This window comes from Kocuria sp. UBA1838 (assembly GCF_002338785.1).
Lineage (GTDB): Bacteria > Actinomycetota > Actinomycetes > Actinomycetales > Micrococcaceae > Kocuria > Kocuria marina.
Genome location: NZ_DDIY01000003.1, coordinates 117,999 through 140,671, shown reverse-complemented (window position 1 = coordinate 140,671; position 22,673 = coordinate 117,999). Strand labels below are relative to the sequence as shown.

General features: G+C 69.3%; 16 protein-coding genes. 4 read left to right on the top strand and 12 right to left on the bottom strand.

Annotated elements, in window-relative coordinates; all coding sequences use genetic code 11:
* Window positions 1–2 precede the first annotated feature (2 nt).
* Genes pknB through B3I25_RS01490 form a run of 7 tightly spaced genes read right to left on the bottom strand, consistent with a single transcriptional unit; the run spans window position 3 to window position 9,935 of the window.
* The gene (pknB, locus tag B3I25_RS01520; RefSeq protein ID WP_286737598.1) at window positions 3–1,991 is read right to left on the bottom strand and encodes a Stk1 family PASTA domain-containing Ser/Thr kinase; all 1,989 of its coding nucleotides are present in this window, start codon (window positions 1,989–1,991) and stop codon (window positions 3–5) included.
* A gap of 5 nt (window positions 1,992–1,996) precedes the next feature.
* On the bottom strand, window positions 1,997–3,808 hold the full coding sequence (locus tag B3I25_RS01515; RefSeq protein WP_286737597.1) for a protein kinase domain-containing protein: 1,812 nt from the start codon (window positions 3,806–3,808) through the stop codon (window positions 1,997–1,999).
* Window positions 3,805–5,247: a peptidoglycan D,D-transpeptidase FtsI family protein gene (locus B3I25_RS01510; RefSeq protein WP_286737596.1), complete on the bottom strand. Its 1,443-nt coding sequence runs from the start codon at window positions 5,245–5,247 to the stop codon at window positions 3,805–3,807. Before B3I25_RS01510 ends, B3I25_RS01515 begins: the two co-directional genes overlap by 4 nt.
* Window positions 5,244–6,974: an FtsW/RodA/SpoVE family cell cycle protein gene (locus tag B3I25_RS01505; protein WP_286737595.1), complete on the bottom strand. Its 1,731-nt coding sequence runs from the start codon at window positions 6,972–6,974 to the stop codon at window positions 5,244–5,246. The genes B3I25_RS01510 and B3I25_RS01505 overlap by 4 nt, the downstream gene beginning before the upstream one ends.
* Window positions 6,971–8,563, bottom strand: a complete 1,593-nt coding sequence (locus B3I25_RS01500; protein ID WP_064845628.1) for a PP2C family protein-serine/threonine phosphatase — start codon at window positions 8,561–8,563, stop codon at window positions 6,971–6,973. Before B3I25_RS01500 ends, B3I25_RS01505 begins: the two co-directional genes overlap by 4 nt.
* Window positions 8,564–8,566: 3 nt before the next feature.
* Entirely contained in the window at window positions 8,567–9,088 is a 522-nt protein-coding gene (locus B3I25_RS01495; protein ID WP_131333633.1) for an FHA domain-containing protein FhaB/FipA, read from the bottom strand.
* A gap of 1 nt (window position 9,089) precedes the next feature.
* Complete coding sequence (locus B3I25_RS01490; protein ID WP_064845626.1) at window positions 9,090–9,935, bottom strand: FhaA domain-containing protein; 846 nt, start codon at window positions 9,933–9,935, stop codon at window positions 9,090–9,092.
* Window positions 9,936–10,216: 281 nt separating this feature from the next.
* On the opposite strand from B3I25_RS01490, the gene B3I25_RS01485 reads away from it, so the two are divergent.
* Window positions 10,217–10,948, top strand: coding sequence for a hypothetical protein (locus B3I25_RS01485; RefSeq protein WP_286737594.1), 732 nt, complete (start codon window positions 10,217–10,219; stop codon window positions 10,946–10,948).
* A 169-nt stretch (window positions 10,949–11,117) separates the two neighbouring features.
* Here the strand turns inward: B3I25_RS01485 and B3I25_RS01480 are convergent, their stop codons facing one another.
* On the bottom strand, window positions 11,118–13,166 hold the full coding sequence (locus B3I25_RS01480; RefSeq protein WP_286737593.1) for an NADPH-dependent 2,4-dienoyl-CoA reductase: 2,049 nt from the start codon (window positions 13,164–13,166) through the stop codon (window positions 11,118–11,120).
* 724 nt (window positions 13,167–13,890) lie between these two features.
* Between B3I25_RS01480 and B3I25_RS01475 the strand changes: the two genes are divergently transcribed.
* Window positions 13,891–14,475, top strand: a complete 585-nt coding sequence (locus B3I25_RS01475; protein WP_035964961.1) for a Dps family protein — start codon at window positions 13,891–13,893, stop codon at window positions 14,473–14,475.
* A 175-nt stretch (window positions 14,476–14,650) separates the two neighbouring features.
* Here the strand turns inward: B3I25_RS01475 and B3I25_RS01470 are convergent, their stop codons facing one another.
* The 4 genes from B3I25_RS01470 to B3I25_RS01455 all read right to left on the bottom strand — a co-directional run bounded on the left by B3I25_RS01470 (window position 14,651) and on the right by B3I25_RS01455 (window position 19,319).
* A complete protein-coding gene (locus tag B3I25_RS01470; protein WP_206399637.1) occupies window positions 14,651–16,279 on the bottom strand; it encodes an SLC13 family permease in 1,629 nt (542 codons plus the stop codon).
* A 58-nt stretch (window positions 16,280–16,337) separates the two neighbouring features.
* Window positions 16,338–17,534, bottom strand: a complete 1,197-nt coding sequence (gene serA / locus B3I25_RS01465) for a phosphoglycerate dehydrogenase (RefSeq protein WP_098053648.1) — start codon at window positions 17,532–17,534, stop codon at window positions 16,338–16,340.
* Between the two features lie 127 nt (window positions 17,535–17,661).
* Complete coding sequence (locus B3I25_RS01460; RefSeq protein WP_286737592.1) at window positions 17,662–18,777, bottom strand: glycosyltransferase; 1,116 nt, start codon at window positions 18,775–18,777, stop codon at window positions 17,662–17,664.
* 5 nt (window positions 18,778–18,782) lie between these two features.
* The gene (locus tag B3I25_RS01455; protein ID WP_064845620.1) at window positions 18,783–19,319 is read right to left on the bottom strand and encodes a DapH/DapD/GlmU-related protein; all 537 of its coding nucleotides are present in this window, start codon (window positions 19,317–19,319) and stop codon (window positions 18,783–18,785) included.
* A gap of 564 nt (window positions 19,320–19,883) precedes the next feature.
* Here B3I25_RS01455 and B3I25_RS01450 point away from each other — a divergent pair.
* Window positions 19,884–21,230: a polysaccharide biosynthesis tyrosine autokinase gene (locus B3I25_RS01450; RefSeq protein ID WP_064845619.1), complete on the top strand. Its 1,347-nt coding sequence runs from the start codon at window positions 19,884–19,886 to the stop codon at window positions 21,228–21,230.
* Between the two features lie 17 nt (window positions 21,231–21,247).
* Complete coding sequence (locus B3I25_RS01445) at window positions 21,248–22,660, top strand: hypothetical protein (RefSeq protein WP_064845618.1); 1,413 nt, start codon at window positions 21,248–21,250, stop codon at window positions 22,658–22,660.
* Window positions 22,661–22,673 lie beyond the last annotated feature (13 nt).

Sequence of the window (22,673 nt, the reverse complement as noted above, 5' to 3'; positions counted from 1 at the left end):
TCTCAGCCGTCGCCCCCGCGGGATGCGGTGGGGCGACTCGTGGGCTGGGGCTGCGTGGGTTGGGGTGCGGCATCCGTGGGTTCGGCGGGAGTCGTGGGTTCGACGGGAGTCGTGGGTTCCGCCGTGGGCTCGTCCTCGTTCGTCGGGGACGGGGTGGGGCTCGGCGTGGGCGTCACCTTCCGGGCCACCGTGAGCGTGATCGTGGACCCCTGGCTCACGGAGGACCCCGCGGGAGCGGACTGCCGCAGCACCGTGCCAGCCTCAGCATCCTCGGTCTCGCGGATCTCCACGTCGTAGTTGAGTCGCACGTCGTCCGCCCGCAAGGCCTGTTCGGCCTCCGCGCGGCTGCGGCCGACGACGTCCGGGACCGTGACCTTGCCCGTGGACACCTGCAGTTTGACCGCGCTGTCCCGGGCCACCGAGGCGCCCTGTCCGGGATCGGTCGAGAGCACCACGTTGTGGGGCACGGTGGCGCTGTTGACCGTGCTGACCGGGCCCGCCGTGAGGCCGGCCTGCTGCAGGGACTGGCGGGCGTAGTCCAAGGATTGGCCCACGAGATCGTTGGGCACGGTCACGTTCTCGGGCCCCTCGGAGACCACGACGGCCACCGAGGACCCCTGGTCCACCTGGGCCCCCGCGGCGGGGCTCATGCTGATCACGTGCTTGTCCGGCACACTGTCACTGTGCTGCGTGGTGAACGTGGGGTTCAGCCCCGCGTCCCGCAGGGTGTTCTCCGCCGTGGTGCTGTCCATCCCCGTGACCTGGGGGACGCTCACCTGCGCGACCTGTTCGACCTGCTGGTCCTGCCACCACCGCACGCCCAGCACGGTTCCGCCGACCAGCAGCGCGAGCACGAGCAGCAGCACCACGGGCACGACCCACAGGGGCCTGCGACGGCGCCGTTCGTACCGCGCGGAGGCGGACGCGGGGGCGGCGACGGGCGCTGGGTCGTCGGCCGCGGCGTCGTCGTCGAACCGGCCGTACTGTGCGGAGACGGTGGGCTCGGCGTCTTCGCTGCGTCCCGCGGCGGTCACGGCGGCGGCCGGGGTACCGGCGCCCACCGCGGGCAGGGTCTTGGTGTGAGAGTCGGCAGTGTGGGCGACGTTGATGGGCTGGGTCGCCCCGAGGTTGCCGGGCAGTTGCCCGCCGAGTTCCCGCAGCGCCCGGCGCATCTGCCCGGCGTCCACGAACCGGTCCCGGGGGTCCTTGGCCAGGGCGCGCTCCATGAACCGGTCCACGGCGGGCGGCAACTGCGGGTTCACCGCCGACGGCGCGGGCGGCGCGTCCCGCACGTGCTGCGCGGCGATCGCCACGGAGGATTCCCCCACGAACGGCGCGCGCCCGGTCAGCAACTCGAAGAGCACGCACGCGGCGGAGTACAGGTCCGAACGGGGATCCACCGCGGCCCCGCTGGCCTGTTCGGGGGAAAGGTACTGTGCGGTGCCGAGCACCGCCTGGGACTGGGTCAGCGCGGCCTGCGTGTCCTCCACGGCACGCGCGATCCCGAAGTCCATGACCTTGACGCTGCCGTCCGGGGTGACCTTCACATTGGCGGGTTTGATGTCCCGGTGCACGATCCCCGCGCGGTGGCTGAAGGACAGGGCGTCCATGATGCCGAGCATGTACTCGATGGCCTGTTCCGGAGTGACCCCCGGCCCGTGCATGAGTTCCCGCAGTGTGCGCCCGGGGACGTATTCCATGACGATGTAGGGGCGCAGGACACCGTCCGGGCCCTGGGGGCGGATCTCCCCGGTGTCGTAGATGGCCACGATCGAGTGGTGGTTGAGGGACGCCACGGCGTGGGCCTCGCGCTGGAACCGCTCGTGGAACGTCTCGTCCGCGGCCAGCTCCGGGCGCAGGATCTTGATCGCCACGCGACGGCCCAGACGCACGTCCTGTCCCACGTGCACCGTGGCCATGCCACCGCGGCCGATGACCTCACCGACCTCGTACCGGTCGTTGATCAGATCCGGCAGTCCCGACGTCCCCATGCGTGTCAGCCGCCCGCGCCGCTGCCGGGAGCGCTCGGAGCTGCGAGCGCCCCGTCACCGGTGCCCTGCACGGGGTTGGACTGCCCCGATCCTGCCTCGGTGCGGGCGCTCTGATCCGTGGTCCCCTGGGCGCCGGTGTCCGCCTGGGTGTTCGCTCCGTTCTGGCCGGTCTCCCCGGCGCCGTTGGTGGCTCCGTTACCGGCCCCGCCGTTGTCCGCGCCGCCGCCGTTACCGGCGCCATTGCCCCCGCCGTTGGTGGGAGCGGGCTGAGCGGTCTGCTGCGGTGCCTGGGTGTTCTGGTTCTGCTCGGGCTGTTGCTGCGGTGACTGCGTGGCACCGGTGCCCCCGGTCCCGGCGCCCGAGGTCGTCTGGGCACCCGGGGTCCACGCGACGTACATCACCACGGTGGAACCGACCTTCACCCGCGAACCGGCCGCGGGTTCCACGGAGACCACGGTGTTCTCCGCCTGACCCGTGCCCTGCTGCAGCCGCTTGTCCACGTTCACGCCCATGGCGGTGATCTCGGAGGCGACCTGGTCCGCGTCGCGGCCCACCATGTTGGCGGGCAACACCACGGTGTTCGCGGTGGGGCTCACGGTGGAGGACGTGACGGTGCCCGGTGCGGGGGAGCCGGAATCGTCCCGCGAGGAGAAGAAGTACACCCCGGCCACGGCCAGGGCCACCAGAAGTGCGAGCAGCGGCAACAACCACGCCCACACGGACGTCTTGCGCCGCTCACCCTGCGGGGTGGAACCGCGCTGCGAGCTCGGTGGCCGGTTCACGGTGTCGAACTGTGCGGTAGAGGGGTGGGCGCTGTACTTGGGGTCCGGCTGGGCCGCGGCCGCGGCCGAACCGGTCACTCCCGCGGCGGCCGTCCCGGACATGGGCCGGGTGCTCGGTCCCGAGACCGGTGCGATGGCCTCGGTGGGTTGCTCGTCGGAGAAGTCCTGGGACAGGAACGGCTGCATCCCCGGGACCATCGTGACCGCGGCCGTGACGTCCCCGCGGCGCAGCGCATCCACGGCGTTGGCGAGCTTGCCCGCGTTCTCCGGGCGTTCCTCCGGGTCCTTGGCGAGCATGGACATGATGAGGGCGCGCACCGGGTCCGGGATGGAGTCCGGCAGCGCGGGAGGGTTGTCGTTGACCTGGGCCAGTGCGATCGCGATCTGGGATTCCCCCGTGAAGGGGCGCCGGCCGGCGAGCAGTTCGTAGCCGATGATCCCCAGGGAGTAGATGTCCGAGGAGCCCGTGGCGGTCTGACCGGTGGCCTGCTCGGGGGCCAGGTACTGGGCCGTGCCCATGACCTGGCCGGTGGCCGTGAGCGGCACCTGGTCCGCGAGCCGGGCGATGCCGAAGTCGGTGACCTTGACGCGGTTGTCCGGGGTGATGATCAGGTTGCCGGGCTTCACGTCCCGGTGCACGAGCCCTTGCGCGTGCGCGGCGGCCAGGGCGCGGGCGGTCTGGCCGATGTAGTTCAGGACCGTGTCCGGGTCCAACGACTTCTGCCGGTCGATGATGTTGGACAGCGGTTCGCCGGGCACGAGTTCCATGACCAGGAACGCGGAGCCCTCGTCCTCGCCGTAGTCGAAGACGTTGGCCACACCCGGGTGGTTGAGCAGGGCGGTGTGGCGGGCCTCCGCCCGGAACCGCTGCAGGAACGTGGGATCCCCGTTGTACTCGTCCTTGAGGATCTTCACCGCGACGATCCGACCCAGGACCTGATCCTTGGCCTTCCACACCTCGCCCATGCCGCCGATGGCAATTCGTTCCGTCAGGGCGTAACGACCGCCCAGGGTGGTGTTCGACGATGGTCTCACTTGTTCAACACCGCCTCGAAGAGTTGCCGTGCACTGGGGCTGGTCAGGGAAGACCCTGTGGTGACGTCCACGTCCTCGACCACCACGGCCACCGCCAACTGGGGGTCGTCGGCGGGCGCGAATCCAGTGAACCACGAATCGTTCAATCCGTCCCTGCCGATCTCCGCCGTGCCGGTCTTCCCGGCCACCTGCACGCCGGGCACGGCCGCGCCGGACGCGATGCCGTTACTGACCACGGAGGTCATCAGGTCCTTGACGGTGCGCGCGGTCTCCGCGTCCGTGGAGCGGCGCAGCTGCTCGGCCTGGAACTGGTCGATCACGGACAGGTCCGAGGAGCGCACGGTCTTGATGAGGCTGGGACGCATCATCACACCGTCGTTGGCTATAGCTGCGGAGGCCATGGCCACCTGCAGCGGGGTGGTGCGGACGTCGTACTGCCCGATCGAGGACAGGGCGAGTTGGGCCTGGTTCATGTCCTCGGGGAACACGGACGGGGTGACCTGCAGCGGGATGTCCAGGCTCTGGCCGTAGCCGAAGTTCTGCGCTGTCTGGCGGATCTTGTCCTGGCCCAGGTCCATGGCGATGTGCGCGAACGGGGTGTTGCAGGACTGCTCGAGCGCGAAGCGCAGGTCCACCTGGGAGCGCGCGGCACACCCGCCCTGGCGGTAGTTGGGCAGGCTAACTGTCGTGTCCGGGAGCGGGAGCTCGTTGGGGTTCGGCAGCGTGGTGTCGGTCGTGTACTTCCCGGACTCCAGCGCGGCCACGGTGTCGATGATTTTGAACGTGGAACCGGGGGAGTACAGGTCCCCGCTGATCGCGCGGTTCACGAGCGGCTTGTCCGGGTCCGCGTTCAGGGACTGGGCGGCTGCGACCACCTGGTTCGTGTCGTGCGAGGACAGGGCGTTCGCGTCGTAGCTCTTGCGGGAGACCATGGCCTTGATCTCGCCGGTCTTGGGGTCCACGGCCACGATGGAGCCGTTGTGACCCTCCAGTGCGTTGTACGCGATGCGCTGCAGCTCGGGGTCCAGGGTCAGCTCCACCGAGGCGCCCTTGGGCTGGTTCCCGGAGAACAGGGACACCACGCGGTCGTAGAACTGGTCGTCGGACGCACCCGAGAGCTGGTCACCCATGGCGGATTCGAGTCCCGTGGCCCCGTAGACCAGGGAGAAGTACCCGGTGAGGTTCGCGTACAGGGGGGAGTCCGAGTAGACGCGCTGGTGCGCGAAGTCGCCGTCCGCGGGCACGGAGCGAGCGATCTCCTTCCCGCCCACGAGGATCGAGCCGCGGTCCCGGCCGAACTGTTCGTACAGCGTGCGGTTGTTCCACGGGTTGGCCTGGAGGGCGTTGGCCGCGAAGAACTGCACGTACGTCAGTGTCAGTAGTAGCACCACCATGATGGCCACGGCCATGAGCCACATGCGCCGGATCGCCTTGTTCACCGGGTCCCCCCTTCCTGATCGTGCGCGTTGCCGCCGGATGCGCCGCGTTCACCGGACGACGACGCCGCGTCACCCCCGGTGCGGTCGCTCCGGGAGGCGCGCGTGGCGCCGTAGCCGGCGGAACCGCTCGAGCGATGCGTGATCCGCGAGATCGCCTCGGTCGCGGATGCCGATTCCGCCGCGCCCGGGGACGCCGCGGCGTCGTGGGATACGGACGTGGTCCGCGACAGCGACGGGGTGGGCTCCGTGGCCGGCTCCCGGGCCGGGGCGGCGTCGGCGCCGTCGGTGCGGGTGCGCTCGTCGTCGCGGCGTTCCTCGCGGGCGCGGAGGCGGCGCTCGAAGGTCGCGAGGTCCTCGTCCGTGGCGGGGCCGGTGACCACGGGGCGCCGCGCGCTGTGGGAGATGGCCAGCAGAATCGCCACGATGATCCAGTTGGACAGCAGGGACGAGCCACCGGCGGACATGAACGGGGTGGTCAGACCGGTCAGCGGCAGCAACCGCGTGACACCGCCGATCACCACGAGCAACTGCAGCACCATGAGCGAGGACAGGCCCGCGGCCAACAGCTTGCCGAACGCATCACGGGTACCCAGGGCCGCGCGCAACCCGCGGGTCGCGAAGAGCAGGAACATCACCAGGATCGCGCCGAGCCCGATCAGCCCGAGCTCCTCACCGAACGCCGTGATGATCATGTCCGAATTGGAATAGGAGACCAGGTCCGGGCGCCCCTGACCCAGGCCCTGACCGAACAGTCCGCCGGAGGCCAGACCGAACAGTCCCTGCACGATCTGCGCCGAGCCACCGGGGGAGCGGTTGTAGACGTCCGGGTTGAAGGCGTCCAGCCACGCGTCCAGGCGCAGGGCCACGTGGGAGAACATGCGGCTCGCGGCGAAACCTCCCACGGCCATGAGCAGCACGCCCAACACGATCCAGCCCAGGCGTCCCGTGGCCAGGTAGACCATGGCCAGGAACAGGCCGAAGAACATGATGGCGGTACCCATGTCCTTCTGCAGCACCAGCACGCCGATCGCGATCACCCACGCCGCGAGCATGGGGGCGATGTCCCGGAACCGCGGCAGGCGCACGGGGCCGATCTTGCGCCCAGCCAGCAGGATCAGGTCCCGGTTGGTCGAGAGGTAGCCCGCGAAGAAGATGGCCAGCGTGATCTTGGCGATCTCACCGGGCTGGAACGTTCGCCCGGCCACCGAGATCCACAGTCGGGCGCCGTTGATCTCCACGCCGAGGCCCGGGATCATGGGCAGCAGCAGGAGCACGGCGGAGAGCAGCAACATGATGTACGTGACGTTGCGCAGTCGCCGGTGGTCCTTGAGCAACCACAGCACCACGCAGCACGCGAGCATGGCCACGCCGGTCCACACCACCTGGGTGTCGGCGGCACTCTGGTTGGTGGACAGGTCGATGCGGTGGATCATCGCCAGCCCGAGCCCGTTGAGCGCCACGGCCAGCGGGAGCAGGTAGGGGTCCGCGTAGCGCGCCCGGATCCACAGCACCACGTGCACCAGCAGGGCGCCCACGCCCAGCACGGTACCGCTCATGATGATGTGGCGGGGATCCGCTTGGGCGCGTTCGGGATCCACCAGGATGTTGGCGCCCACGCCGATCGCCAGGGCCACGAGCAGCAACAGCAACTCGGTGATCCGCCGCGGCCTGGGGCGCACGGGAGTCTCTGTGCCGCGCTCGGGCGCGGTGTTCACGGTCGAACTCATCGGTTCTCACCCCCGGGGGTCCCCGAGGCACCGGGGGACGTGCGCGGGGTGGCCGAGCCACTCGGCGACGCGCTCGCGGACGGGTTCGGTGTGGGGGTCGTGACCGTCACCCGGCCCGTGGGGCGGGGTTCGGGTCCGCGCGAGGACTCCAGGTCCGCGACGATCTGTTCGGCCTCCTCGCGGCTGCCCGCGGGGATCGTGGCGCGCACGCGGTCCTGCGCGTACTGGGACAGGGAGTCCACGGGGATCTCGGTGGTCGCGCTCAACTCGCTCAGCGAAATGGGACCCAGGGACTGCGAGACCCCCTGGAACACGGCCACGTGACCCCGGTCCTCACCCACGTAGTACTGGGACGAGGTCCACGCGCGCGCACCCCACCCGCCGAGCAGCAGGGCGAGGGCGAGCACGACGACGCCCACGATCCACGCCGCACGACGGCGTTTGGTCCCGCGCGCGGGGTCGTCACCCTTGCGACGCAACAGGCTGCGTACCTCGGCGGGATCGGTGGTCACGTCCAGCGTGGAGGTCGCGAGCATCGTGGCGCGGCGCTGGATCGCCGAGTCCGAGACGGTAGGGATGCGCCCCGTCTGGGTCGCGTTCGCCGCGGCACCCACGAGCAGGTGGGGACGCTCGGCCAGGTCCCGGCGCAGCACGGAGGCCGAGGACTGGGTGGGCTGCGATGTGGTGTGGGGGTAGCCGGGTTCGCGGTAGTCGGTGCCGCCGCCGGCCACGGGGGAGTCCATGGGTCCGTCCCAGTGCTCCACCTCGGACTCGCTCATGAGTTGCTCGTCCGACGTGCGGGACTGATCCGGTACGGCCCCCTGGCTCTCCCCGGTCATGGGGTGGGCCTCGCTGCCCTGGGGGATCTCGTCCACCTGCACCACAACCACGGTCACGTTGTCCGGGGCCCCGCGGTCCAGGGTCAGTTCCACGAGGGAGTTCACGATCTGGTTCAGATCCCCCGTGGAGCGCATCACGTTCTCGATGGTCTGAGCGTTCACCACCGCGTTGAGGCCGTCGGAGCACAGCAACCAGCGCTCACCCACGGCCGGGCGCACGGTGCGCACCTCGAGTTCGGGGGAGGCGTCCACGTCACCGAGCACCCGCATGAGCACGTTCTTGTGGGGGTGGGTCTCGGCCTCCTCGGGCTGCAACCGGCCCTCGTCGATCAGCCGCTGGACGAACGTGTGGTCGGTAGTGACCTGCTCGAAACCCTCGGCCTCGGACAACCGGTACGCGCGGGAGTCCCCGATGTGCGCCACGCAGATCACGTCCCCGTCGATCAGCAGGGACGTCACGGTGGTGCCCATCCCGCCCAACCGTGGATTGGACTGCACGAGTTTCGCGAGGTTCTGGTTGGCGTTCTGGATCTCGTCCGCGAGCACGGTCTCGGCGTCGCCGTCGTAGCCGGCGTGGTCCAGGTGGGTCAGGTCGATCACCGCGGAGGCCGAGGCGACGTCACCCCCCACGTGACCACCCATCCCGTCCGCGACGACGGCCAGGTAGCGGCCGGCGTAGGCGGAGTCGTCGTTCTTGGAACGGGCCCGGCCCACGTCGGAGCGAGCAGCATATCGGAAAGCAATGGGCATGGGCTACGGCCTCAGTTCCATCACGGTGCGCCCCACCCGGAACCGGGCGCCCGGGTCCACCACGGTGGCGCGGGACAGTCGCTGGTCCTGCAGGTAGGTGCCGTTCGTGGACCCGAGGTCCTCCAGGAACCACTTGGATCCCTGCGCGAACAGGCGGGCGTGGCGCCCCGAGGCGTAGTCGTCCTCGAGCGGGATGGTGGCCTCTGCGGAACGGCCCAACATCACGGGGGCCGATCCCAGTTGGAAGCTACGCCCGGCGAGCGGGCCGTCCACGACCACGAGCTGTTGCGCGCGCGTACGCGCACCCCCGGTGGTGGGGGCGGCGGGGCGGGGGTTCTGGGGTGCCTCCTGGCGGGGTTCCCGTGCGCGGGCGTCACGCAGTTTCTCGCGGCCACCGCGCACGGCCGCGCGGGCCTTGCCGCCCACGGTCAGGTCACGCGCCTGGGAGAAGACCACGGCGGCGATGAAGATCCACAGCAGTGCCAGGAATCCGTAGCGCAGCAGGGTCACGGTCAGTTCGGACACGTCAGCGCCTCTCCCTCGGGAGCATCAGTCGGAAGGTCAACCTGGTGCGCCCCACGGTGATCACGGAACCGTCCACGAGCTGGGCTCTGCCCTGGATCCGCTGGCCGTCCACATAGGAACCGTTCGTGGAACCGAGGTCCACAGCCAGGAAATGGTCCCCTTGGCGCCGGATTTCGAGGTGCTCGCGGGAGACCCCCGTGTCCTCCACGGTCACGTCCGCCTGCGCGGAGCGGCCCACGCTCACGCGGTCCGCGTTGAGCGTGAAACGTTCGGCGCCCACCTGGATCACGGGCACCGGTTGCAGCCCGGCCTGGTCGTCGACCGGGTCGTGGTAGCCGCCGGGAACGTGGCCCGCAGCGTTGTCGTCGGTCGAATGAGCGGCTTGGTCCTCGCGCGGGCGGGCGTGCGGGGCGGGCGCCGGGGGTTGGGGTGCGCGCGCGGAGGTCCCGGCGTCCGCGGGAACCTCCGGTGTGCTCGTGCGCTCGAACGAGGACAGGATGTCGAAGTGGCCGGCCTCGAGTTCGGACTGGCGCGTGAAGCTCACGCGCACCGCGCCCTGCAGGGTATAGGCCTGCGAGCGCGCGTGACGGATGACGACGTCGCACAGTTCCTCGGCCAGTTGGACGCCCCATTCCTGGGCCCGGGGGAAGTCGTCGTCGGAGAACTCCACGGTGAAGACGTTGGGTGCCATGGTGCGGCCCGCGGGAACGGTGAAGGACTCCTGGTCCAGTTCACGGCGCAGGGCGCTTGCGATCTCCACGGCCTCGACCCGCTTGCGAGAACCCGCGGTGAAGGCGGTGCGGACCACCTTCTCGATCCCGTTCTCCAGCCCGGTCCAGAAACCCATCCCGCCTCCTTCCTCGGTCAGCCAGTGGCGCTGCGCGGCGTGCGACCGCAGGGGGCGGCGGTACACACGGCCATGGACAGTGTTCAGAATAGTAGCCGGACAGGCTGAGTGGGCGGTGACAGCGCGCGTGATCCCGCTGGGAGCGCGCCCGGCCGGGCAGGACGCGGTGGCCGGCCCGGCGCGTCGCGACGTACCGCGGTGCAGCGCGGGTGGTCAACACACTGCGACTTCTACCGACGGACCCTCGCCCCGGTCCCCCGGGGCGGGCGATACTCGGGACCATGAAGCGACCCCAGAAGATCCTGACCCTCGGTTCCGCCGCACTGCTGAGCGCCTCGTTGCTCGTGGGCTGCGGGAACACCACCCAGAACCAGGCCCCTGCGCAGAACGACGCGACCCAGGGCGCCGGGGACGCCACCCCGGCGGCCACCGGCACCACGCAGGACGCGGCCACGCCCGACGCGACCGGTGCATCCCCGTCCGACACCGCGTCCGCCACGGACAGCGCCTCGCCGTCCGACAGCGCCTCGCCCACGAGCAGCGCGTCCGGCAGTGCGAGCCCGAGCGGTTCGGCGTCCGGCGCGGCCGTCAACGGCGGGCAGGCCGCCGCGCTGGCCGCCGTGGACTCCGCGCTGGCCCAGCACCAGGGTGGTGACGTGGTGGAGATCGATTACGACCGCCGCGCGGACAAGTTCGAGGTGGACCTGATCGCGGACGGTAACGCCCACCAGGTCACGGTGGACGGCACGGGCAAGAACGTCCAGGAGGACCGTGCGGACGGCCGCGCGGACGAGGACGACGTGGCCGAGCTGCGTGCCGCGGCCGTGGGCGCGAAGGACGCGATCAAGCGGGTCTTCGAGTCCGCCGAGTCCGAGTCGGGCACCAAGGTGCTGGACGAGGCCTCCCTGGACGAGGACGACGACGTCGTGCGCTGGGAAGTTGAGCTCGACATCGACAACCGGGACAGGGAGTACACGGTCAACGTGCAGGACGGCAGCGTCACCGCGCGCTGACGTCCCGGGGCGCCGCTTACATACCGTCTTGCCCCCCCTCGCGCCTGTCGCTTCGTGGGGGGAGGCGGGGGCGGATCACCGGGGACGCCCCTATGAGCCGCTGACCGAGCGCCCCGCTGCACACTGACAGCGGGGCGTTCTGTGATCGCGTCGTGACTGCGACGCCGTATCAGGGCAGCGACGCGGCCAGTTCCACGGCCTCACGGATCGCGCGTTTCGCGTCCAGTTCCGCCGCCACGTGCGCGCCACCCACCACGTGCACGGGGCGCTCCCCGTTCTCTCCCGCGAGTTCCCGGGCGAGCTCGGCGCGGGGTTCCTGGCCCGCGCACAGCACCACGGTGTCCGCGGGGATGATCCGTTCGATCCGGTCCTCGGTGTCCGGGTCGCCGGTCTGCGACGCATCCCGCTGCGCGGGCGCCAGGACGTGCACGCCCTGTTCGTCGATCCGCACGTACTGCACCCCGGTTACGAACTCCACGTCCGCCATGCGCAGTTCGGCGCGGTGGATCCACCCCGTGGTGGTGCCCAGTCGCGCTCCGGGCTTACCGGCGCTGCGCTGCAGCAGGGTCACGCGCCGTCTCGGTTTCGACGGCGCCGGGGCGAGCAACCCGCCCCGTGCTTCCAGCGAGCGGTCCACTCCCCACTCGGTGTAGAAGTCGGAGTGCGGGTCGTGCGTGAGGAAGTGCGCGACGTCGAATCCGATCCCGCCGCCGCCGACGACCGCCACGCGCTCACCCACGGGGGCGCCGGCCAAGACGTCCTTGTACCCGAGCACCGTGGGGCCGTCCTCCCCGGGGATGCCGGGGACGCGCGGGGTCACGCCGGTGGCCACGACCACGCGGTCCGCGAAGGCCACGTCCTGCGCGGTGGCGGTGTGCCCCGTGCGCACGGTGACCCCCAGCTCGGCCAGGCGCGTGCTGAAGTAGCGCACGGTGTGGGCGTAGTCCTCTTTGCCCGGGATGCGCAGCGCCAACTGGAACTGGCCGCCCAACTCCGGTTGCTCCTCGAACAGGGTCACCCGGTGACCCCGCTGCGCCGCAGCCTCCGCGAAGGCCAGCCCAGCCGGTCCGGCACCCACCACCGCGATCCGCTCCGCGGTGCGCGTGGGGCCCAGCACCAGCTCCTCCTCGCGCATCGCGCGCGGGTTCACGAGGCATGACATGCGGCGGCCGGAGAAGGTGTGGTCCAGGCACGCCTGGTTGCACGCGATGCACGTGTTGATCTCCGCGGGGCGCTGCGCGCGGGCCTTGGCCACGAATTGCGGGTCCGCCAGGAACGGGCGGGCCAGGCACACGAGGTCTGCGTCCCCGCGTTCGATCACCGCTTCCCCGATCTCCGGGGTGTTGATCCGGTTGACCGCGGCCACGGGTAATCTCAGGTGCTCGCGCAGTGCCCTGCTGACCCATGTGAACCCCGCGGGCGGCACGCTCGTGGCGATCGTGGGGATCCGGGCCTCGTGCCACCCGATCCCCGTGTTGATGATCGACGCCCCCGCGGCCTCGATCTCCCGGCCGAGCTCCAGGACCTGCGCGAACTGCTGGGCGTCCGGCACGAGGTCCAGCGCGGAGAGCCGGTACATGATGAGGAAGTCCGGGCCCGTGGCCTCGCGCACGCGCCGGACGATCTCGGTGGCGAACCGGCGGCGAGCGGCGTCGGACCCGCCGTACCGGTCGGTGCGCTCGTTCGTGTGGGCCACGAGGAACTCGTTGATCAGGTACCCCTCGGAGCCCATGATCTCCACGCCGTCGTAGCCCGCGCGCTGCGCGAGGTGCGCGGCGTTCGCGAAGTCCTCGACCGTACGCTCGACCTCCGCCGTACTCAGCTCGCGCGGCGTGACCTTGTTGATGGGAGCGCGGATGGCCGACGGCGCCACGGCGTCCTCGTGCATCGCGTACCGTCCGCTGTGCATCAGCTGCAGTGCGATCAGCCCGCCCTCGCCATGTACCGCGTCCGTGACCGTGCGGTGCGGATCCAGTTGGTCCTCGCGGCTGAGGTGCGCACCGCCGCGGCGGGCAGCGCCCTCCGGGTTGGGGGAGATCCCGCCCGTGACGATCAGCCCGGCGCCGCCGCGCACGCGTTCCACGTAGAAGCGCGCGAGCTCGTGCTCACCGCCCGGGACCTCCTCGAGGCCGGTATGCATGGACCCCATGATCACGCGGTGGGGCAGGGTCAGCGGACCCACGCGCAGCGGGGACAGAAGATGGGGATAGGAACTCATCCGATACTCCAGGTCTCAGGTATTTCTTCCACCCTAGAGCCCGTGAGCTGGATCACCAATCCGACCGGGCCGTGGCAGCTACAACTGGACCACGGATCACGCCACCGCCGTGAGGGGGTACCGCCAGGGCGGCGCCCACGATGGGGATGAACGCTCCCAGGAACATGATCATGGTCAGCGGGGTCGCGAGCGGCACACCGAGCAACCACAGCAGGCCGCGATCGCGAGCATCTCGATCACCGCCACCGCAGCGGTGCCCCGCACGTAACCACCCAGGATGCGCACGGTGTCCCGGCCGGTCCGGCGTAGCTTCTCGGTGTGGCGCGGCGGGAACCAGCTCAGCAGGAAACCCCCGATCCGTTCGGCGTCCGCGGCGGAATGGGTCGAGGGGTCGGTTCAGGCGGAGTTCACAGCCCGCATCCGGGCGGCTCGCGGATTCCCACTCGCGTTCCGTCAGCGGGGTGTCGTGCCGCGGCACCGTAGAGGCGCTCCGGAGCCAGAGCACCGTACAGGCGCTCCGGAGCCAGAGCACCGTGGAGACGCTTCGGGACCAGAACGCCGTCTGGCCGATCTTCCGGGCACACCGAGGCCACGAACGCCCCAGGGCGGTGGCTCCCGAGTGACCCCTGGTGCAATGCTCGCGTCCTTGTTATTCTGAATACATCAAAATAAGACGGCATGGTGTGGTTCCACCCCGGGACCACCGCCCCACGAGGAGGTTGTCATGGCCAAGAAATCCACGAAGAACGCCAACTACACCGTTCCGGGTCTCACCACGGAGCAGGGCCACGGTGTGGCCGAGATCCTGCAGCAGCGGCTGCACGCGCTCAACGACCTGCAACTGACCCTCAAGCACGCCCACTGGAACGTGGTGGGTCCCAACTTCATCTCCGTCCACGAGATGCTGGACCCGCAGATCGAGGAGGTCCGCGGGTACGTGGACGAGCTCGCGGAGCGCATGGCCACCCTGGGTGTGTCGCCGAATGGTCTGCCCGGCGCCATCGCGGCCGAGCGCACGTGGGACGACTACGACGTCCAGCGCGCCTCCGGCGTGGAGCACCTCGCGGCACTGGACCTCGTCTACGACGGCGTCATCACCGACCATCGGGATGCCCTGGCCCGCATCAGCGACGTGGATCCCATCACCGAGGACATGCTGATCGCCCAGGTCCGCGGGCTCGAGCTCTTCCAGTGGTTCATGCGCTCGCACATCGAGTCCGATTCCGGCGTGCTGGAGAACTCCGCCGCCCGCACGGAGAAGGACGCCGCCAAGGCCGTCAAGCGCGGCCGGGTCGCCAAGAAGAAGTAACCACACATGTAGTAGAAGGACCCCCGGATCCGCATCATGCGGGTCCGGGGGTCCTTCCTCTGCGGTCGGGTGCCGCCGCACGCTGTCGTATGCCTTGGAGAACGACGACGCCGCCGCTTGCGGTCACCCGGCCAAGGCGGCGCCGCGCCGTCGTCGCCGGATGGGTGACCGCGGGTCAGAACGCCAGGTTGAACACCCACACGCCCAGGGTCATGGTCGTGGCGGTGATCAGGACCAGGGCGATCAGGTTGAGCCCGATCCCGCCCTTGATCATCTGCCCGATGGTCACGTACCCGGAACCGAACGCAATGGCGTTGGGCGGGGTGGCCACCGGCAGCATGAACGCGCACGTGGCGGCGAGCGCCACGGGGATCGCCAGGAGCATGGGGTCCACGCCGATCCCCATGGCCACACCGCCAGCCACGGGCAGGAACGTGGCCGCGGTGGCCGTGTTGGACGTGAGCTCGGTGAGCAGCAGGATGCCGCCGGCCATGATGAGCACGAGCAACACCACGGGCAGTCCGCCGAGACCCTGGGCGCGCTCGCCGATCCACTCGGTGAGCCCGGAGGTGGAGAACTGTGCGGACAGGGCCAGGCCACCGCCGAACAGCAACAGCACGCCCCACGGCAACTTGACCGCGGAGTCCCAGTCCAGCAGGCGCACGCCCGGTGCCGCACCGGCCGGGCACAGGAACAACAGCAGCCCCACGGCCATGGCGATGCCCGCGTCGGAGATGATGGGATCCGCGAAGAGCACCGGCACGAAGACCCAGGACAGCGCGGCGAGCACGAAGATGGTCAGCACACGCTTCTCACCCGGGGACATAGGGCCGAGCTTGGCGAGTTCGTCGTTGATGAGTTCCTTGCCGCCGGGGATCTCGGTGATCTCGGGCTTGAACAACACCTTGGTCAGCAGCACCCAGCACAGCGCGAGCAGCACCACGGCCAGGGGCACGCCCACGAGCATCCACTGACCGAAACCGATCGTGATGTCGTGCGCATCCGAGAGGTAGCCGGCCATCAGGGTGTTGGGCGGGGTGCCGATGATGGTTCCCAACGAACCGATCGACGCCGCGTACGCGATCCCGAGCATCAGCGCGGTGCCGAAGTTGGACTTGACGATCTCTTCCTTGACCTCGCTGTCCTGGGGGTCGATCTCCTCCGGGGCGGGCGCGGCGGAGGTGCCCTGCGCGGCGTCGGCACCGGAACCGATCTTGGTCACGAGCAGCAGCACGGACACGCCGATCGGCAGCATCATCACGGCGGTCGCGGTGTTGGACACCCACATGGACAGGAAGCCCGTGGCCACCATGAACCCCGCGATCATCTGTGTGGGCTTGGTACCGATCACCTTGACGGTGAGCAGCGCGATCCGCCGGTGCAGGTTCCAGCGCTGCATCGCGAGCGCGAGCAGGAACCCGCCCATGAACAGGAAGATGACGTTGTTGCCGTAGGACGCCCCGACGGCGTCGAACTTCACGTCCGTGCCGAGCGTGGGGAACACCACCAGGGGGACCAGGGCGGTCGCGGGCAGCGGCAGGGCCTCGGTCATCCACCACACGCCCATGAGCACGGCCGTGGCGGCCGTGAGCCGGGCGGCGTGGGGGACGTCCTGCGGCATCAGGGTGTAGATGAGCACCGCGAGCAACAGACCGCCCGCCAGGCCGATCCAGCGCACGGTGCGGGTGCGGGGTTTCTCCGCCTCCGCCCGTTCGCCCGGGGACTGGAAGTCCACCTCCTCACCGCGGTGAGGGTCCGGGTCCATGTTCTGCAGGTGCGCGCCGGGTACGGCCGGGTGACTCATGATGTCTCCACATCGTTGTGGGGGAAGGGGCGGTCACCCCAGCGTACGGCAGCGTGGTTCAGCTGACCGTGGCCACCCGGATGGTTTCGGGCAGGGCCTTGACGGCCGCCACGACGTCCTCCGTGACCCCGTTGCCGCAGTCCGTGACCAGATAGCCCATCTGCCCCTTGGTCACGAGCTGCTGGCGGTCCACGTTGATCCCGTGCTCGCCGAGCACCGCGTTCACGCGAGCCAGCACGCCGGGCAGGTTGCTGTGGATGTGCAGCAACCGGGTGCCGTGGATGTGGGGGTCCAGCTGCACCTCGGGGAAGTTCACGGACAGGCTCGTGGTGCCGTAGCGGCAGTAGTCGATGAGCTTGCCGGAGACGAAACCGCCGATGTTCTCCTGGGCCTCCGCCGTGGAACCACCCACGTGCGGGGTGAGGATCACATTGGGCAGCCCCTGCAGCGGGGACTCGAACGCCTCGCCGGCGACCTTGGGCTCGGACGGGTAGACGTCCAGGCCCGCCCCGGCCAGGTGGCCGGAGACGAGGGCTTCACGCAGGGCCTCGATGTCCACCACGTGACCGCGGGACAGGTTGAGGAACAGGGAACGGGGGCGCATCTGGCGGAACTGCTCCCGGCCGAACATGTTGGTGTTGCTCTCGCGCCCGTCCACGTGCAGGGTCACGGTCTCCACCGTGTTCAGCAGTTGCTCCAGGGAATCGCACTTGGTCGCGTTGCCCATGGCCAGGCGGTCCACGATGTCGTAGAAGTAGACGTTCATCCCGAAGGCCTCCGCCACGACCGACAACTGCTTGCCGATGTTGCCGTAGCCCACAATCCCCAGGGTGCGGCCCCGCACCTCGTGGGAGCCCTTGGCGGACTTGTCCCACACGCCCTGGTGCATCGCGGAGTTCTTGTCCGTGAGGTGACGCGCCAGCGCGATGATCTCACCCAGCGCGAGCTCCACCACGGAACGCGTGTTGGAGTACGGCGCGTTGAACACGGCCGTGGCGGTGTCCGTGGCGGCGGTGAGATCGATCTGGTTGGTCCCGATGCAGAACGCACCCACGGCCTTGAGGGTGGGGTGCGCCTCGAACACTTCGCGGGTCACGCGCGTCTTGGAGCGGATCCCCAGCAGGTCCACGCCGTCCAGCGCGGCCATCAGTTCCTGCGGGTCCAGGGCACCCTTGCGGGTCTCCACCTCGAAGCCGCGGCTACGCAGCGAGTCGACGGCGTCGGTATGAATGTTCTCGAGCAGTAAGGCCTTCACCCGTCCATCCTACGGGGTGGGGCGCGGGCGCCCCGTTTCACGTCGTAGCATTCCGGGTCACCCCCGAGCGCGGCGCTCGCACGCGGGGTGACCCGGCGGCGTCGTCCTCCGGGACCGCGCCGTCCGCTCAGTCCCGGTACGCGCCCAGCAGCTTCTCGACGACGGCGCGCATCCCGTACTCGCGCGCGATCGTGTCCGCGGCCGCCCGACCCGCTCGCCGTCGCCGCTCGGGATCGGCGATCAGCTGCGCGAGGGCATCTTCGAGGGATGGCTGGGTGTCGTCCACGACCGCGCCGGACCCCGTTCGCGCGACCGTGGGCGCGAGCCCGCACGTGTCCGTCACGACCACGGGCAGCCCCGCGGACATGGCCTCGAGAACCGACATGGGGTACGGCTCGTGGACGGAGGGCAGGACGTACACGTCCGATTCCGCCATCCACTGCGCCGCGCCCGCGGAGTCCACCGGGCCGGCCCACGTGAGGCGCTCGCCGAGGCCCGCGGCCGCGATCGCCGCGCGCACCGCGTCCCCCTGGCCCTCATCCGGGCCCACGAGCGTGAACGTGGCGCGCGGGAACCGCTCGGCCAGGGATCGCGCGGCGGCCACGAACGCGAGCGGACGCTTGCGCTCCTGCAGACGCGCGAGGAACAGCACGCGACACTCGTCGTCTTCCCGCGGCACGCGGGGGCGCGAGGATACGGGCATCCCATTGTGCAGTTCCATGAGGTTCACGGGCCCGCGGGCGACCTCGGTGAGGTCCTGTTCCTCCTGGGGGGTGAGATAGCAGACCCGGTGCGCGTCCCGCAGCACCCGCCGGGTCAGCAGTGCATCCAGGGGCCCCGCGAGGGGATTCTCGGACGGGTCGATCATCCCGTGGGTCTGCAGGACGGTTCGGGTGCCCGCGCGCTCCGCGAGCCACGCGGTCGGCAGGGTCAGCAGGTCACGCGCCGTGTGCACGTGCACCACGTCCGCGGTCGGCGCGACCCGGCGCAGCCACGACAGCATGGCCGGCGAGGTGAGACCCGCGAAACCCGCACCCGGCAGGGCCTGGACGGGACGGAAGAGCTGCGTGCGCACGCCGTCGCGTTCGGTGGGCAGGGGCGCGCCCAGATCGGAGCCGGTCGCGGCGAGGATCACGTCGTGTCCGGCGTAGGCGAGCGCGCGGCACTGGTTGAGGGCCACCGTGGTGGGCCCGCCGTACGCGTTGGTGCCCGAGACCAGGGCGACGACCTGCAGGATCCGCATGCCGCTCACGCCTTCGTGGCCACGGGGGCGAGCACGCGCGCCCCGGCCGGGACGTCCCGCGTGACGAGCGCGGTGGCTCCCACGACGGCGCCCTCGCCCACCGTGACGCCGCGCAGGACGGTGGCTCGCAGGGCGATCCATGCGCCGTCGGCCACGGTGATGGGGGCGTTGTCGAACTCGAAGGCCGGGTCGTCCGCGCGGTGGCTGCCCGTGCACAGCATGGCGCCCTGCGACACGCACACGTCCGAGCCGATCGTGATGGGCTCCAGATTGAGCAACCATGCGCCCACGCCGATCCACGAGTTCTCGCCCACGGTCAGTTTCCACGGCCAGTGGATCCGCACGTCGTGGCGGATCAGTGTGCCCTCCCCGATCTGCGCGCCGAAGGCCCGCAGGATGCGGGTGCGTACGCTCGGCGGGCACAGGACGGACCGCTGCAGCGGTTCCGCCACGAGGGCCCACGCGGCGCACTGCAGCGTTCCCCGGCCCTTGTCGTAGCCGCGGCCGGTGAAAGTGGCCAGGCGTCTCGTCGTGTGTGTCATGGTCTCCCCCTGTCGTCGAGCCGCAAATAGGGCTGCGCTCTGCGCGCAACCGGTCCGCTCTCCCCGCGGGCGCGCGGCTACGGGATCCAAGCTTGGCACACTGCGCTCGTCGATCCGCCTGCTTCTGACCCCATAAGTGGAGACACCGGGGGTAATGCCGTCGCTTCGTCCTCGATATCTCCTCGACGCCGACGGGCGCCTGGGGCGGGGTCCTTGCCCGCATGCGTACGGGAAGACTTTCCGCAACGGCGCAGGTCGCGTACTGTCTCGTTGCTGAGGGCAACGTACTTGTCGTGGGAATGTTTCTGCTTCTGCGAACAGTTTTGCAGCCCTCATTTCCTGCGGGTTCCAATTGCTGTCGAGATCTGCCGATGAAGGTTTATCCCCCAATTCGGGTACAAAATAATTCCAGAGAAACTACCTGCGTGTTCATCGACATGATTTCGCGCGTTAGACTGAGGCCCATTACAGGGGAGCGATGAAGAGACTGGTGGGACGTGCTCGGGGGCTGGGCAGCGTCCGAGACGAACCGTCTTTCATTGTGATCAGGGGCTGGGAGGGCACATGACGCTGCATGATTACGTCGATATTTTGAAGAAATGGTGGAAAACCGTCATCACACTGACCGTGGTGGGCTTGTTGGCCGGGGGGATCTACGCCTTGGTGTCTCCGGACACGTACAAGGCCACGTCATCCCTCTACGTCTCCATTCCCGCGAGTGACTCCGCCACGGAGTTGAACCAGGCAGCTACGTACCTTTCGCGAGAGCTGAAGTCGTACGCGACCGTGGCGACGTCCCCCTACATCCTCAAACCCGTCGTCGAGGACACGGGTGTGGATAAGACGGTCGCGCAATTGCAGGACATGTTGGACGTCACCAATCCGACGGCCACCTCCATCATCCAGGTCGATGCCACCGCGGACTCACCTCAGGAGGCCCAGACGGTTGCCAACGGGGTCGCGGATCAATTGACCAGAGGGGTCGGGTCACTGTCCCCCGAGGTCGCCAACCGGGGAGGCGCCGTTCAGGCCACGGTTCTCAGCCGGGCGCAGCTCCCGGATGAAACCAGTGGCCTGCCGTCGTGGCTCTATCCGTTGTTCGGTGTGGTCGGCGGCGCGCTGTTGGGCGTGATCCTCGCCTTCGTGTTGGAGAGTCTGGTTCGGCGGCCGCGGACCACGACGGAGCTGCGTCGTGTGCCGGGTGCGTCGCTGGTCGCGTCCGTTCCGCGACTGAAGCACAGGACTGACGCGCGCAGCTTCTTTCCCGCGGGTGGCGAATCCGCGCCGGCGCGGGAGGTGTCACCTCACGTCACTTCGCTGCGCTCGCGCATCCAACAAGGTCATGCCGAGGTCCTGCCCCATGTGGCCGGCTGCGCGGTACTGGTGGTGACCGGTCAGCGTTCGGGCGACGGTGCCACCACGGTCGCCGTGGAACTCGCGCGTAGCTTTGCCGGTCTGGGCAGCCGCGTGGCTCTCGTGGATGCCAACCTCTCCGACCGCGGGGCAACTGTTTTGCTGGCCCAGCACAATCACCTCGGTGTCTCGGATCTCGTGGAACGTCGGGCCGGGGCAGACCAGAGCACTGTTCGTCTCGAGATGGGGCTGACCTTCCTACCCGCGGGTACGCCGACGCCGCGCCCGAGTGACCTGGTGTGCTCGGAACCGATGGCTGCGTTGGTGGGTGAGTTGCGTTCGGAATTCGACGTGGTCGTCCTCGATTGTTCCCCGTTGCAGGACTCCGTGGACGCGGCGGTGCTGGGCGAACTGGCGGATGAGGTCCTGCTGGTCACGGTGCCCGGGAAGACCTCGACCGATCAGCTGCAGTTCTCGGTTCAGGGATTCCGCGAAACGCCCGTGGCATTGGTGGCCAACCAGGTGCGCCCTTCGCGCGCACACTCCGGCGTTCTCTGAAGCCCACGATGAACACGATGACTCCTTTCGGCTGGGCCGTGTTCCTCCTGGGGGCCACGACCGCCGTGGGTGCGCTCGCGCTCATCCACATCTGGACCAGGGACCGGGTGGACGGGCTGAACCTGCGGATGTGGCTCGTGATCAACTTCCTCGTGGCCAACGTCCTGTCCGGATTCGCCCATGTATTGGGGTGGTCCAGGGACCGCGGATTCTACGAGGCCATGTCCGGTACTCCCGCAGGTGCTACATCCGGCTTGACCACGGCCGCCTGGTCGACCTTCTTGGGCATGTGTGCCCTCTGGGCGGGGCTGACGATCCCGCGGCCGCGGATCCTGGCCGCACACCGTGGTCCCCGACAGGTTCCCCGGCGCCCTCTGATACCCGAACAGTTGTATTCCTTCGTATCCCATCACCGGGTCAGCATGGGGGGCCTGGCTCTCGTACTCGTAGCAGCGGGCGCCGTGGGACTCGTGCGAGTGATGGGCGCCACGACCGACCAGACCGGCGGGCGGATCATTTCTGTGGACGGCGGCAATGCCCGCTACGCATTCCTGGCGGGTTGGCTGCCGTGGGGCATTACGATCCTGGTCTTGGCGCTCGCGAGCCGGAAGCGTGTGCCCGGCCCAGCGGTGTGGAACACCATCATCCTGGTGGCCGGGTTGGCCGCATTGGGCGTCAGCGCCACGTGGAACGGTGGGCGTTCCGAGATCGCCTACGTGGCATTTCCTCTGCTGGCTCTGATGCTGCCCCGGATCAACGTCCTGCGGTGGCCGCTGATCGTGGTGGGCGTGACCGTGTTCGTGGGGTTTATCATCGCGACCACGGCCCGGCGCGTAGGTGCCACCACGGACCCGTGGTCGTTCGTGGATTGGCAATGGGGGCGGTTCTCCATGGCCGCCTGGGCCGAGAACCACGTCCAGTTCCACGGGGCGCTCCACGGTGAGACCCTGTTGAGCGCCCTGCTCAACGTCCCGCTTGCGCTTCTGCATTTCGCGGGTATCCCGGCGGAGAATCCTTTCCGGTCCATGGTGCAGGTCTCGGGATACGACTTGTTGGGTGGGGAAGACCAGATTTACGTGGTTCCGGGGCTCAGCGCAGAAATGATCCTGAATTTCGGCCTGCTCGGTGCGATCGTCGGCTACTTCGTGTTGGGGCTGGTGTCTGCCATGGTCTCCGATGCCTACAGTCGCAGCCGGAGTGAAACCAATCGGTTGTTGTTGGCCACCGTAGGATCCACGCTCGTCTTCCAGGGCATCGTGGGGCAGCTGGAGTCCCTCGAGGTGTTCTTGACGTTGTCGATCCTGCCACTGTGGGGGTTGTGGATCGTTGAACGCATCTTCGGCCGTGGTGATACGAAATCACCGCCCGCGGGAATAAGATCTTCACCGGCCACGGAGCTTTCACCGCGGACACCGGCAGTTCACAAATAAATCAGCTCAACGG